The 13223-nt window shown below is 64.9% G+C and carries 10 protein-coding genes; 2 read left to right on the top strand and 8 right to left on the bottom strand.

All coding sequences use genetic code 11. The features are described from left to right. The first annotated feature begins 80 nt into the window (after positions 1-80). Positions 81-1631, top strand: coding sequence for an exodeoxyribonuclease VII large subunit (gene xseA / locus ACHMWQ_RS08260; protein ID WP_396307083.1), 1551 nt, complete (start codon positions 81-83; stop codon positions 1629-1631). 138 nt (positions 1632-1769) lie between these two features. On the opposite strand, the gene ACHMWQ_RS08255 is transcribed toward xseA, so the two are convergent. Both ACHMWQ_RS08255 and ACHMWQ_RS08250 read right to left on the bottom strand, forming a co-directional pair. Continuing rightward, positions 1770-2699 (bottom strand): IS110 family transposase, encoded by a 930-nt coding sequence (locus ACHMWQ_RS08255; protein ID WP_396307082.1) that lies wholly within the window; start codon positions 2697-2699, stop codon positions 1770-1772. A gap of 244 nt (positions 2700-2943) precedes the next feature. After that, on the bottom strand, positions 2944-4842 hold the full coding sequence (locus tag ACHMWQ_RS08250; RefSeq protein WP_396307081.1) for an acetoacetate--CoA ligase: 1899 nt from the start codon (positions 4840-4842) through the stop codon (positions 2944-2946). Between the two features lie 284 nt (positions 4843-5126). Between ACHMWQ_RS08250 and ACHMWQ_RS08245 the strand changes: the two genes are divergently transcribed. Beyond that, positions 5127-6938 carry an AsmA family protein gene (locus ACHMWQ_RS08245; protein ID WP_396307080.1) on the top strand — a complete coding sequence of 604 codons (1812 nt, stop codon included), beginning with the start codon at positions 5127-5129 and terminating at the stop codon, positions 6936-6938. 5 nt (positions 6939-6943) lie between these two features. Here the strand turns inward: ACHMWQ_RS08245 and ACHMWQ_RS08240 are convergent, their stop codons facing one another. The 6 genes from ACHMWQ_RS08240 to ACHMWQ_RS08215 form a co-directional block, all read right to left on the bottom strand. Next, positions 6944-8290 (bottom strand): MATE family efflux transporter, encoded by a 1347-nt coding sequence (locus ACHMWQ_RS08240; protein WP_396307079.1) that lies wholly within the window; start codon positions 8288-8290, stop codon positions 6944-6946. Positions 8291-8310: 20 nt separating this feature from the next. Next, positions 8311-8931: a DUF2239 family protein gene (locus ACHMWQ_RS08235; RefSeq protein ID WP_396307078.1), complete on the bottom strand. Its 621-nt coding sequence runs from the start codon at positions 8929-8931 to the stop codon at positions 8311-8313. A 91-nt stretch (positions 8932-9022) separates the two neighbouring features. Further along, positions 9023-9844 carry an ABC transporter permease gene (locus tag ACHMWQ_RS08230; protein WP_354552255.1) on the bottom strand — a complete coding sequence of 274 codons (822 nt, stop codon included), beginning with the start codon at positions 9842-9844 and terminating at the stop codon, positions 9023-9025. A gap of 63 nt (positions 9845-9907) precedes the next feature. Further along, on the bottom strand, positions 9908-10822 hold the full coding sequence (locus ACHMWQ_RS08225) for an ABC transporter permease subunit (RefSeq protein WP_396307077.1): 915 nt from the start codon (positions 10820-10822) through the stop codon (positions 9908-9910). 3 nt (positions 10823-10825) lie between these two features. Continuing rightward, positions 10826-11995, bottom strand: a complete 1170-nt coding sequence (locus ACHMWQ_RS08220) for an ABC transporter ATP-binding protein (protein WP_396307076.1) — start codon at positions 11993-11995, stop codon at positions 10826-10828. 69 nt (positions 11996-12064) lie between these two features. Beyond that, on the bottom strand, positions 12065-13165 hold the full coding sequence (locus ACHMWQ_RS08215) for a polyamine ABC transporter substrate-binding protein (protein ID WP_354552251.1): 1101 nt from the start codon (positions 13163-13165) through the stop codon (positions 12065-12067). Positions 13166-13223 lie beyond the last annotated feature (58 nt).

Raw genomic sequence — 13223 nt, 5'->3', positions numbered from 1 at the left:
GACCGGCGCGGATCGCGGGGGCATTCAGGACCGACAGCCCCCACCGCGTTCGCGCGGAATCAAGCAAGGCCGCGACCGACTTGACCGATCCCGTCCATAACGCCGGCGAATACTCCGTCTCCGAAATCTCGATGGCGCTGAAGCGCACCGTCGAGGACGCTTTCGGCTTCGTGCGCGTGCGCGGCGAGATTTCCGGCTATCGCGGCCCGCATTCCTCGGGCCACGCCTATTTCGCGCTCAAGGACGACCGCTCGAAGATCGAGGCGGTGATCTGGAAGGGCAATTTCGGCAAGCTGCGCTTCCGTCCCGAAGAGGGCATGGAAGTCATCGCCACCGGCAAGCTGACCACCTTTCCGGGCTCCTCCAAATACCAGATCGTCATCGAGGCACTGGAGCCAGCCGGCGTCGGCGCGCTGATGGCGCTGCTCGAGGAGCGCCGGCGCAAGCTGGCCGCCGAAGGGCTGTTCGACTCGAACCGCAAGAAGCCGATCCCCTATCTGCCACGCGTCATCGGCGTCGTGACGTCCCCGACCGGCGCGGTCATCCGCGACATCCTGCATCGTCTCGCCGACCGCTTCCCGGTGCGGGTGCTGGTCTGGCCGGTTCGCGTGCAGGGGGAAACCTCGGCCGCCGAAGTGGCCGCGGCAATCGCGGGCTTCAACGCGCTTGCCACCGGCGGCGCGATCCCACGACCCGACGTCTTGATCGTTGCGCGCGGTGGCGGCAGCCTGGAAGACCTCTGGGGCTTCAACGAGGAAATCGTCGTGCGCGCCGTCGCGGCTTCGACGATCCCGCTGATCTCGGCCGTGGGCCACGAGACCGACACGACGTTGATCGACTTCGCTTCCGATCTCCGGGCGCCGACGCCGACGGGCGCTGCCGAAATGGCGGTGCCGGTGCGCTCGGACTTGGTCGGCACCGTCGGCGATCTCGGCCGCCGGCTCGATGGCGCAATGCTGCGGCTGGTCGAAGGCCGCCGCCACGAGCTGCGCGCCGCGACCCGCGCCCTGCCTCGCCTCGATGACCTGCTCGCCATTCCGCGCCGCTCTTTCGACGAACTTGCCGCCCGCATCGGCCGCGCGCTCGGCGCCAATACGCTGGCGCATCGCGGCCGGCTCGAACGCACCGCCGGACGACTGTCGCTGTCATCTCTCGACCGCCTGACCCTTCGCGCGCACGACCGGCTGAACGCGCTTGGCGAACGGCAGGGCCGCGCGCTTGAGGTTCACGCCGAACGCAAGCGCGCGGATTTCGCTCGCATCGCCGGCCGGTTGCGCATCGAGCCGATCGCGCAGCGTGTTGCCCGCGGCGGCGTGCAGATTGCCGAGATCGAACGCCGGGGCGATCGCGCCTTTATCCGCATCGTCGAGAAGAACCGCGACCGGCTCGACCGTGCCTGGCAACTGGCCGAGACGCTTTCGTATCGGAGCATCTTGGCGCGCGGCTTTGCGCTGGTGACGGATGCCGAGGGCAGGACGGTGCGCACGGCCTCGAAGGTCGCCAGCGGCGACGCGCTGACGATCAAGTTCCAGGACGGCGAGATCGGTGCGATCGCGGCCGGCGGCGCCGCCGAACCGCGCCCCAAGAAGGCGGCCAAGCCCAAGCCGCCGACGCAGGAAAGCCTGTTCTAGGTCTGGCTCGAGCTATTCCATTCCACACTGATAAAGATGAAGCGGCGCGGTCATAGAGGGTCACCTGCCCGTATCGCGGACACGCCAAGACCAGCCCCAAACTCGGCATCATCCCTGCGCAAGCAGGCAACTGTGTTGTCACGGGTTGAATGAGAGGCGTTGTCGGAGCATGGCGTTGGCGATGACTAGGATCTTTCTGGCGATAGCGATGAGGGCGACCTTGGGTGGCTTTCCGGCGTTGATCATGCGTCGGTAGGCGTCTGCGAAGCGTTGCTCGATCCGGGCGGCGCAGACGGCTGCCATGTAGAGGGCCTCGCGGACGCGCCGTCGTCCGCCGTGGATGCGGCGACTGCCGCGGAACTGACCACTGTCGACATTGTAGGGTGCCAGGCCAGCCAGCGCGGCGATGGTCTTGGGAGAGCGCTGGCCGAGTTCGGGCAGCAGGGCGATCAGCGTGGCGCTGGCGACGGGGCCGACGCCGGGGATTGAGCGCAGCCGCGCCTCAGCACCGGCGAGATCGGCCGAGGCCTTGATGCAGGCCTGAATGGTGCGCTCCAGCGCCGCGATGCGGATGTCGAGCCAGGCCAGGGTCTCGCGGATGTCGTCGGCGATCTCGTCGCTGCATCCCTGCCGTCGGGTGCGTTCCTGCTTGCGCATGGCGACGAGCTGGTCGCGACGCTTGTGCAACTCCGCCAGACGGTTGCGCTCCGGGGAGCGCGGCTGGCGGGGCGCGGGACGAAGCGTCTGGGCCATGGCGGCGAGCATGCGCGCATCGATCCGGTCGGTCTTGGCGAGAACGCCGGTGGCGCGGGCGAAGTCACGCGCCCGGGCCGGATTGACGCGAACGAAAGCGATGCCGGCCTCTGTCAGGGCCTGAGCGAGGACCCGGTCGTACGGACCGGTCGCCTCGAACACGACGAGGACATCGCCATGCCGCCAAGGTTCGAGCCTTTGCGCGATCGCCTCGGCTTGATTGGCGATGCGTTCGGCCACGCCCACGGCGCCGTCGAACAGATCCAGATGGGCTTTGGAGATGTCGCAACCGACAAAGCCAGGGTGTATCTTCATGATGCCTATCCCTGTGCTGCGAGCTCCGTCACCACGGCCTCGATCAACTGTTCAGGCTTGGGTATTGAAGTAGGCGGACGAGGACCGGGCCGGCTCACGGTCTCGAAGACCAGGGATCCAACGATCTCTCGTCCGCCACCCCATCATCGCACAGCTTCAACACACAGGGATCCATGCAGCACTCCCAACGCTCCGGCTGTATGGATCCTCGCCTTCGCGAGGATGACGGCCGGCGGGTGGGCCCTCACGCCAGCTCGGGCAAATCGCGGAAAAGCGCCAGCGCTTCCGGGTTGGCCAGCGCTTCCTGGTTTTTCACCGGGCGGCCATGCACGATCTCGCGCACGGCGAGTTCAACGATCTTGCCGGATTTGGTGCGCGGGATATCGGCGATGGCGACGATCTTTGCCGGGACATGGCGCGGCGAGGCACCGATGCGGATCCTGTCGCGGATCGTCTTGCGCAAACCGTCGTCGAGCTCGGCCCCCTGGCGAAGGCGGACGAACAGCACGACGCGCACGTCATTGTCCCAGTCCTGGCCGATCGCCAGCGCCTCCAGCACCTCGGGGATCTGCTCGACCTGGTTGTAGATCTCCGCGGTGCCGATGCGCACGCCGCCCGGATTGAGGGTGGCGTCCGAGCGCCCATGGATGATCAGTCCACCATGCACCGTCCATTCGGCGAAATCGCCATGGCACCAGATATTGTCGAAGCGATCGAAATAGGCGGCGTGATAGCGGCTGCCGTCCGGATCGTTCCAGAAGCCGATCGGCATGGAGGGAAACGCCTTGCGGCAGACCAGTTCGCCCTTGCCGCGGGCGAGCGGCGTTCCGTCCTCGTCCCAGACATCGACCGCAAGGCCAAGCCCGGGACCCTGGATCTCGCCCTTCCAGACCGGCTTGCCGGGAATGCCGAGCACGAAGCAGGAGACGATATCCGTGCCGCCGGAAATCGAGGCCAGATGAATATCCCTCTTGATGCCTTCATAGACGAAGGAAAAGCTCTCCGGCGCCAGCGGCGAACCGGTCGAGGCCATCATCTGGAGCGTCGCGAGATCATGCGTCTCGATTGGCCTCAGACCCGACTTGTGCAGCGCGTCGATGAACTTGGCCGAGGTGCCGAAGAAGGTCATTCGCTCGGCATCGGCGAAATCGAACAGGATGTTGCCGTCGGGATGGAACGGCGACCCGTCATAGAGCAGCAGCGTCGCCCCGACCGCGAGGCCCGAGGCGAGCCAGTTCCACATCATCCAGCCGCAGGTGGTGAAATAGAACAGCCGGTCGCCCTCCGCGACCCCGGAATGCAGGTGGATCTCCTTCACATGCTGCAGCAAGGTGCCGCCGGCCGAATGAACGATGCATTTCGGTACGCCCGTCGTCCCCGACGAGAACATGATGTAGAGCGGATGCGCGAAGGGGGTGGCCGCATATTGGACCTCCCGCGCCTGGAACGGAGCCAGGAAATCCTCCAGCGCAACGCCGTGCGCAAGCGTCGGGGCGGCCGCTGACGCCGTGCCGATATAGGACACGATGACGGCCGCGCGGAGGCTGGGCAGGTTCGGCACGATTTCAGCGAGCTTGACCGAGATGTCGATGGTCTTGCCGGCATAATAGTAGCCGTCGCAGGCAAGGAAGACGGTCGGCTCGATCTGCCCGAAGCGGTCGAGCACGCCGCGCGGGCCGAAATCGGGCGAGCAGGATGACCAGACCGCGCCGATCGAGGCGGTCGCCAGCATGGCCGCGATCGTCTCGGGCATGTTGGGCATCATCGCGGCGATGCGGTCGCCCGCCGTGACGCCGGCATCGAGCAGCGCCTGCTGCAACCGCGACACCAGGGCGTGCAGTTCGTGCCAGCTCAGGCGGCGCTTCACCCGATCCTCGCCCCAGAATACCAGCGCATCGGCATCGCCGGACTTCCGGAGAAGGTTTTCCGCGAAGTTCAGCGTCGCATCGGGAAAGAACTGCGCCCCCGGCATCCGATCGCCGTCCACCAGCAACCGCTCCCCCTTCTCGCCGACGATGCTGCAAAAATCCCAGACCAGATCCCAGAATGCCGCCCGGTCGTCGATCGACCACTGGTGCAGGGCGTCATGGTCGGGGAAAGGCAGGCCGGTCCATTCCGCCGCCGCGGCGCGAAAATGCGTCATCGGATGCCCGGCCATACGCGCCGCCGACGGCGTCCACAAAGGAGACTCGGAAGCGGGCGAAACAATCGGAGACGTCATGGCGGAACGGCCCTTTCCGAGTAGGTTGCAGTGCGGCAAAATTTCGCTGTCTTGCCATGGATATCCGCAGCCTGCCGCCAAGTCACGCGGGAAACCTTGCCGAATTTGGCTAGAAAGGCCTTGCGAAATCACGGAATTCTGCCTATCCGGGAGCCATTCGGTCGTGGCACCTTCCGAAACGTTAGGGGCAATCGTCACCGGGTGACATGAAAAAAATCCTATTCGCCCTCGCAACGATTCTGATCCTTTGCGGCGCCTTCGTCCTTCTGGCGCCCAAGCTGGTCACCATCGAAGCCGTTCGTCGATCGCTGACGCGCGAAGTCGCAGGCTGGAGCGGGCGCGCCCTGACCTTTGACGGCACGCCGACCGTCGCCTTCACCCCCTATCCGACCGTCACCTTCTCCAAAGTGCGGATCAGCTCGGACAAGGATCCGCAGCCGCTGGTCGAGATGGACTCCCTGTCGGCTGAGCTGAGCTTCCTGCCGCTGCTGATCGGCCGGGTCCGGCCGTCCCTGCTGGAACTCGACAATCCGGTGTTCCGCTTCGGGGTCAACGAAAAGGGCCTGCCGAACTGGACGCTGCCGCGGGCGCTGCGCGGGGATTCCGAACTCGGCCGCCTCGTCATCCGCTCCGGCACGCTGCACTATCGGGGCCAGGACCAGAGGGAACTGCTGCTGACCGGCGTCGATGCGCGGCTCGACTGGCCGGATCCCGCCGCGACCGCCAGCATCAAGGGCAGCGCCGTCTGGCAGGACGAGCCATTCGACTTCAACGGCTCGATCGGCACGCCGCTCGACTTGGTCAGCGGCCGGCAGACGGCGCTGCGCTTCGCGATCGCCTCGACGCCGCTGCGCGCCAGCTTCACCGGAACGGTGTCCAACCTGGCCGACCCGGAAGGCGAAGGCGACCTCACGGTCACCACGCCGTCGATCCGGCGACTTGCCGGCATTTTCGGCATGCCGATGGGCGAAGGCTCGACGCTGGGCAGCGCCTCGATCGAATCCCCCACCAGCCTCGCCGCCCGGACCCTGACCTTCTCCAATGCGAAGATCAGCGTCGATGGCAATGAGAGCGAAGGCGCGCTGTCGATCAACTTCGCGCATGGCCGCCCCGCCGTGCAGGGGACGCTCGCCTTCGAGAGCCTCGACCTCTCCGCCTATGCGGAGGCGCTGGTCAGCATGGTCACGGCGGCGCGCACGACGCCCGACCTGCCCTTCCCGCTTGGCGCGCTCGACAGCAACGATCTCGACCTGCGGGTCTCGGCGGCCCAGGTGCTGCTGGGCAGCGCGCGGTTGGGGCGCACCGCGGCATCGGCGACGATCCGCGACGAAAGGCTGAACCTCTCGGTCGGCGAGGCGCTGCTCTATGGCGGCCGCCTGTCCGCCAGCCTGTCCGCTTCGCTGCAGGACGAGGCCGCCTCCGCCTCGCTCCAGGGCCGCATCGACGGCCTGCCGGTCCGCGCTGCGCTCTCCGACCTCTTCGGCATCAGCCAGCTCGACGGCACCGGCTCGGGCACGGTCAATCTCTCGGCCCATGGCACGAACTGGAACGGTCTGATGGCCTCGCTTGCCGGCAGCGGCAAGGCGACGATCACCGACGGCACGTTCGAGGGCGTCAACATCGCCGCGCTGTCGCAAGCGATCACCGCAGACGGGACGATGAGCGGCAACCTGCTTGGCGGCTCGACCAAGTTCACCCAGGCCGACGGCACCTTCGCCATCAACGCCGACCAGATCGCCGCGCCCTCCATCCTGGTGACGGGCACCGGCTACACCATTGCGCTTTCCGGCGAAGCGCCGCTGCAGGCGACTTCGCTGAGCGCGCGCGGCGAGCTCACGATCGACCGCGCCACCGGCGCGACCAGCACGCCGATCCGGGTGCCCTTCATCGTCGGCGGCAATTGGGAGCATCCGACTTTGGTACCGGACTTCAGCGGTCTATCGCGCCGCAGCGATGCGGCGCCGGCAATAGGACCGGTGCGCCGCATGGCGCACACGCTGCTGCCCGCCATCCGCTGAAGGCTTCAGACCATGCGCTGGATGGTCTTCTTGCGCCACACGAACCAGTAGTAGCTCGCCTGCATCGTCAGCATCGCGATATAGGCGATCGGATAGGCGGCCCAGACGCCGTTGATGCCGAAATGGCTGGAGAGGCCATAGGCCACGGGCAGCTCGACGCAGAGGATCGCGACGATCGAGATCAGCGTCGGCACCAGCACGGTGCCGCTGGCGCGCATGATGCCCGCCAGCACGCTCGAAATGCCGAAGACGATATAGCCCCAGAGCACGATGTGCAGCAGCGTCTGGGCCAGTTCGATGACGGGATCGCTGGTGATGAAGAGGCCGATCAGCGGCCGCGAGAACAGGTAACAGAGCGCCACCAGCCCGCCGGTGATCAGCAGCGTCAGCTGAATGCCGGTGCGCGTGATGATGCCGAGCGTCTCGGCGCGGCCCGCTCCGATCGCCTGGGCGCCAAGGATCGACGCGGTGATCGCGATCGAGATCGCCGGAAACTGCACATAGTTGACCACCATGTTGACGGTGCCATAGGCGGCCGTCGCATCCGAGCCGAACGAGTTCACCAGCGCCAGGACGGCAATTTCCGCGAGGGAGACGAGGATCAGCTGCACGCCGGAAGGAATGCCAAGTTTCAGCACCGAGAGCAGAAGCCTGCCATCGATCCGCAGATGGCGGATCAGAACGGCGTCCGGCGCGAGCGGATGCTTGCGGCGGCGCATATGGAAGAAGAGCCAGACCAGCGCGATCAGGAAGGAGACGATCGAGGCATAGGCGCCGCTGGCGACGCCCAGCTGCGGCAGCCCGAACCAGCCCCGGATCAGCGCCGGCGTCACCAGAAGCCCGGTGACGGTCGATATCGTCAGCGCATAGAGCGGGGTTACGGTATCGCCGACGCCGCGCATCATCGAGGTCATCAGCAGGAACACGAACAGCCCCGGCATGGCGATCAGCATGATGCGGGCATAGGCCGTGGCGCCCGGAAGAATGTCCGCCGGTGTTCCGACCAGCTTCAGGATCGGCGCGGTGAAGAGGCCGCCAAAGATTGCAACCACGGCGCCGAGCAGGATCGCTACGGTCAGCGTCGTGCCGGCAATCGCCTTGACGGTTTCCAGCTTCTGCGCGCCATAGGCCTGGCCGATCAGAACCGAGGCGCCGGCACCCAGGCCAATGGTGAAGGAAATGAACAGGAACAGGATCGGGAAGAAGGCGGCAACCGAAGCAAGGGCGCTGACGCCCAGCATCTGGCCCAGATAGATGTTGTTCAGAGTACCCGACAGAGCCTGGAGAATGTTGCTCAGAATCATCGGGCCGAGGAAGACGAGAAACGTCCTCCAGAGCGGCGGCAGGGACATCGACAGTCTCCGGATGCGGATCAGACAGCCTCGAAGGCGGGGCCGGCCAGCTTGGCGGCGTGCTCCCGGATGTCCGCGGGCCAGTTGTCGATCATCTGGCGAAACCGGTCTCTGTCGCCGGCAAACAGCGCCCGACCGGCTTCTTCATAGCCGGGCTGATCGCCGGCCATGGCCGTCATGAAACGCTGAGTCGCTTCCTGCGCCCGGCGGGCGCGGTCGCGGCCTTCATTCTCACGGCGGGCCTCATCAACCAGCTTGCGCAACGCTACCGAAGCGCCTCCCGGCTGACTGCCGAGCCATTCCCAATGCCGGGGCAGCAGCGTCACTTCGCGGGCGACGACGCCGAGCTTGGGCCGGCCGGGCCCGCGCGGCGCCGCGGTCGGCGCGACGGGCACCGGGGCGGGTGCGGAGACAGCGGGTGACGTCGATATGCCCTGCCCCAGCCGCGCCAGCACATCGCTGGCCGTGCCTCGGAAATCGACCTCGATCGATCGGCTCGTCTCGTCGTCGAAAAGCAGGACGGGCTCTCCGCCCTCATCCACTGCCGCCTTGCTCTTGAGCGCGACATCCGGCAACAGCCCCGTCGCGATGCGCCGAAGGCCTTGAAACGCCGTGCAGTAGATTTGTTGCGGAATGCTCATCACCACGCCTTTCAGGAAGCAGACGCGCTTTGTATCCGGGTAAAACGAACAGAGTCAATATTACCCGGGTATTTTGTGCAGTCCGTCCGTATCAAACGCCCTGAATAGCGAGTCGTTCCGCACGCTGCCGTTCAACTTCGCGTTGTTTGGTAACGACCGAGGCAATGATGACGCCGGTGGCGACGATGGCGATCAGGATCGAACAGATCGCGTTGATCTCCGGCGTCACGCCGAGACGAACCTGGCTGTAGATCTTCATCGGCAACGTCGTGGCGCCCGGCCCCGTGGTGAAGCTGGAGATCACGAGATCGTCGAGCGATAGGGTGAAGGCCAGCATCCAGCCGGCAACGACGGCGGGCAGGATCAGCGGCAGCGTGATGGTGAAGAAGGTGCGGAACGGCGGGCAGCCGAGATCCAGCGCCGCCTCTTCCAGGCTGCGATCGAAGGTAACCAGCCGCGACTGCACGACCACGGCGACGAAGCACATGGAGAAGGTGATGTGCGCCAGCGTCAGCGTCCAGAAGCCGCGGGCAAAGCCGATCGCGACGAAGAGCAGCAGCATGGCGAGGCCGGTGATCACTTCGGGCATCACCAGCGGCGCGTAGACCATGCCGGAGAATAGCGTGCCGCCCGGAAAACGGCCGAAGCGCACCAGGGCGATTGCCGCCAGCGTGCCGAGCACGGTGGCGAGTGTCGCCGACAGCAGCGCGACGCGAATGGTCACCCAGGCCGCGTCGAGCAGGCCCTGATTGCTCAGCAGCGACACATACCACTTGGTCGAGAACCCGCCCCAGACCGTCACCAGCTTGGAGGCGTTGAAGGAGTAGATCACCAGCAGAACGATCGGCAGATAGAGGAAGGCGAAGCCGAGCGTGATCGAAGTGACGTTGAACCAGGAAGCGCCGCGTCTCATCGTGCCACTCCCCGCGCGAGGGTTTCAGACAGGCTCGTCCGTGTGGTTATCGTCCGCATGAGCCTACTCCGACGCTTTCTTCTGGGCATTCTGGAACAGCATGATCGGCACCACCAGGATCGCCAGCAGGACGACGGCGACGGCAGACGATACCGGCCAGTCGCGGTTCGAGAAGAACTCGGCCCACAGCGTCTTGCCGATCATCAGCGTGTCGGAACCGCCGAGCAGATCCGGGATGACGAACTCGCCCACGGCCGGGATGAAGACCAGGAAGCAGCCTGCGATGACGCCGGGCAGCGACAGCGGAAAGGTGATCTTCCAGAACGCCTGGATCGGCGGGCAGCCGAGGTCGGCGGCGGCTTCCAGCAGCGTCTCATCGAGCTTTTCCAGCGTCGCGTAGAGCGGCAGGATCATGAAGGGCAGATAGGAGTAGACGATGCCGATATAGACGGCGAGCGTCGACGGCAGGATGTTGAGCGGCTCGCTGATGATGCCGACGTTGAGCAGCAGTTGGTTCAGCAGGCCCTCCGGCTTCAAGATGCCGATCCAGGCGTAGACGCGGATCAGGAACGAGGTCCAGAACGGCAGGATCACCAGCATCAGCAGCGTGGTGCGCCATTCCTTGCGAGCGCGCGCCATGCCATAGGCGATCGGATAGCCGATGATCAGGATCAGGAAGGTCGAGATCAGCGCGATCTTCAGGCTGGAAAGATAGGATTCCCAGTAGAGCGCGTCCTCCGTCAGGAAGACGTAGTTGTCGAAGCTGAATTCCTTGATCTGCTCCCAAAGCGCCCCGAATCCGGCCGAGAAATCCAGCGCCGGCTCGTAGGGCGGCATGGCGATCGCCGTGGCCGACAGCGAGATCTTCACGACGATCAGGAACGGCGCCAGGAACAGCACGATCAGCCACAGATAGGGGATCGCGACGACCAGCCAGCGCAGGCGGGAATGGCCGGAGGAGGAGTTGCTCAGCGCCATCATCTACCTCGTCAGCACGACGCCGCCGTCACGAGACCAGGTCAGCCAGACCTTGTCGTCCCATGTGATCGGCCGCTCGACGAGACGGGTCGTGTTGGTGATGGTGGCCTTGACGGTCGCGCCGGTCGCGAGCCGCACGTGGTAGATCGAAACGTCGCCGAGATAGGCGATGTCCCAGACCTCGCCGGTGACAGCGTTGACGCTCGGATCGGCCGGGGGCGACAGCGAGATCGCGACCTTCTCCGGCCGCACCGCGAACCAGGCATGGTCGCCGAGCTTGGCGCCGCCATCCTGCGTCACCTGAACCTTGGCGCCGGTGCCGTCGCAATCGAGCGTCGTCACGCCGCCTTCGGTCGAGCTGATATGGCCTTCGAGCAGGTTGATGTCGCCGATGAAATCCGCCACGTAGCGCGAATTCGGCTGTTCGTAGATTTCCGCCGGCGTGGCGATCTGGACGATCTTGCCCTGGTCCATCACGGCGATGCGGTCGGCGACGGTCATCGCCTCTTCCTGGTCGTGCGTGACGATGACGAAGGTCATGCCGAGCTTGACCTGCAGGTCGATCAGTTCGAACTGGGTCTCCTCACGCAGCTTCTTGTCGAGCGCGCCGAGCGGCTCGTCGAGCAACAGAACCTTGGGTTTTTTGGCAAGCGAACGGGCCAGCGCGACGCGCTGCTTCTGCCCGCCGGAAAGCTGGTGCGGCTTGCGCTTCGCGAACTTTTCCAGCTTCACCAGCGCCAGCATCTCGTCGACCCGCGCGGCGATATCCGGTTTCGGCATGCCGTCCTGTTTCAGGCCGAAGGCGATGTTGTCCCAGACATTCATGTGCGGGAATAGCGCATAGGACTGGAACATCATGTTGGTCGGGCGGCGATAGGGCGGCACGCCGACTAGGTCCTGGCCGTCGAGCATGACATGGCCGCTGGTCGGCTCCTCGAAGCCGGCAATCATGCGCATCAGCGTGGTCTTGCCGCAGCCCGACGGTCCGAGCAGCGCGAAGAACTCGCGTTCGTAGATGTTCAGGGAGAGATCGTCGACGGCGGTAAAATCGCCAAACGTCTTGGTAACGTTCTGGAACTGGATGAACGGCTTGGCCGCCGGATCATTCCAGGGCGCAAAGGCCCTGCGGATCGGCCCCAGCGATTTGCCCGTCGAGAGAGACTTACCAGCCATGCGGCCTCCACCCCGTGTTCCATGCCGTCAAGAAAAGGCCCGGTACAAGACCGGGCCTCTTTTGTCCACTCAGGTGCCGCTCTTGATCTTCGTCCAGAGCCGCGTCACGACGCGTTGAACTTTCGGATCGTTCGGCGTCGTCGTGTAGAGCTTCTTCATCACGTCGGCCGGCGGATAGATCGTCGGATCCTCCATGATCGCCTTGTCGACGAAGGCCTGCGAATCCTTGTTGCCATTGGCATAGGCGACATAGTTCGTCGCCTTGGCGATGACTTCCGGCTTCTGGATGTAGTTGATGAAGGCCAAGGCCGCCTCGGGGTTCGGGGCATCCTTCGGGATCGCCATCGAATCCATCCAGAGCAGGCCGCCCTCCTTCGGAATGGCGTAGCCGACTTCGACCTTGTTGTTGGCTTCGGTCGCGCGGGCGCGGGCCTGGATCACGTCGCCGGAATAGCCGAAGGCCAGGCAGATGTCGCCATTGGCCAGCGCCTGGATATATTCGGACGAGTGGAACTTGCGGATATAGGGACGGACCTTCTCGATCAGCTCGCCGGCCTTGGCGATCTCGGCCGGGTCCTTCGAATCGGGCGGCAGGCCCAGATAGTTGAGCGCAGCCGGGATCACGTCATCCGGCGAATCCAGCATGTAGACGCCGCAATCCTTGAACTTCGAGACGACTTCAGGCTTGAAGAACATGTCCATCGAGTCGACCGGCGCGTCCGGCATGGCCGCCTTGATCTTCTCGACATTGTAGCCGATGCCGGTGGTGCCCCACATGTAGTTCACGGCGATCTTGTTGCCGGGATCATAGGTGGCCAGACGGGTCGTGATCTCGTCCCACATATGCGAGAGGTTCGGGATCTTCGACTTGTCGAGGTCCTGGAACACGCCGACATCGATCATGCGCTTCAGGTTGCGGTCCGTCGGCACGACGATGTCGTAGCCCGAACCGCCTGCCAGCATCTTTGTTTCCAGGATTTCCATGGAATCATAGACGTCGTAGACGACCTTGATGCCGGTTTCCTTGGTGAAATCGTCAATGATCGACGTGTCGATGTAATCGGACCAGTTGAAGATATGGAGTTCCTTGTCGGCGGCATTGGCGCCGCTGATCGCCCCGACGGTCAGCATCGCGGAGAGGGCGACGCCGCTGAAGACATGCTTGATCATACAATTCCCCTAGATACAGCCGCGCTAGAGTGAACGAACCGGCCACAATCCTGTCCTA

The organism is Kaistia sp. UC242_56 (assembly GCF_044452255.1).
Classification (GTDB): domain Bacteria; phylum Pseudomonadota; class Alphaproteobacteria; order Rhizobiales; family Kaistiaceae; genus Kaistia; species Kaistia defluvii_A.
Note: the sequence above shows the minus strand (reverse complement) of the source record. Positions and strands in the feature narration are given on the sequence as shown.

What these genes read in the sequence shown, in the direction of transcription:
- ACHMWQ_RS08255 (WP_396307082.1), bottom strand. Translation starts at nt 2,699, where the DNA reads ATGAAGATACACCCTGGCTTTGTCGGTTGCGACATCTCCAAAGCCCAT.
- ACHMWQ_RS08250 (WP_396307081.1), bottom strand. Translation starts at nt 4,842, where the DNA reads ATGACGCATTTTCGCGCCGCGGCGGCGGAATGGACCGGCCTGCCTTTC.
- ACHMWQ_RS08245 (WP_396307080.1), top strand. Translation starts at nt 5,127, where the DNA reads ATGAAAAAAATCCTATTCGCCCTCGCAACGATTCTGATCCTTTGCGGC.
- ACHMWQ_RS08240 (WP_396307079.1), bottom strand. Translation starts at nt 8,290, where the DNA reads ATGTCCCTGCCGCCGCTCTGGAGGACGTTTCTCGTCTTCCTCGGCCCG.
- ACHMWQ_RS08235 (WP_396307078.1), bottom strand. Translation starts at nt 8,931, where the DNA reads ATGAGCATTCCGCAACAAATCTACTGCACGGCGTTTCAAGGCCTTCGG.
- ACHMWQ_RS08230 (WP_354552255.1), bottom strand. Translation starts at nt 9,844, where the DNA reads ATGAGACGCGGCGCTTCCTGGTTCAACGTCACTTCGATCACGCTCGGC.
- ACHMWQ_RS08225 (WP_396307077.1), bottom strand. Translation starts at nt 10,822, where the DNA reads ATGGCGCTGAGCAACTCCTCCTCCGGCCATTCCCGCCTGCGCTGGCTG.
- ACHMWQ_RS08220 (WP_396307076.1), bottom strand. Translation starts at nt 11,995, where the DNA reads ATGGCTGGTAAGTCTCTCTCGACGGGCAAATCGCTGGGGCCGATCCGC.
- ACHMWQ_RS08215 (WP_354552251.1), bottom strand. Translation starts at nt 13,165, where the DNA reads ATGATCAAGCATGTCTTCAGCGGCGTCGCCCTCTCCGCGATGCTGACC.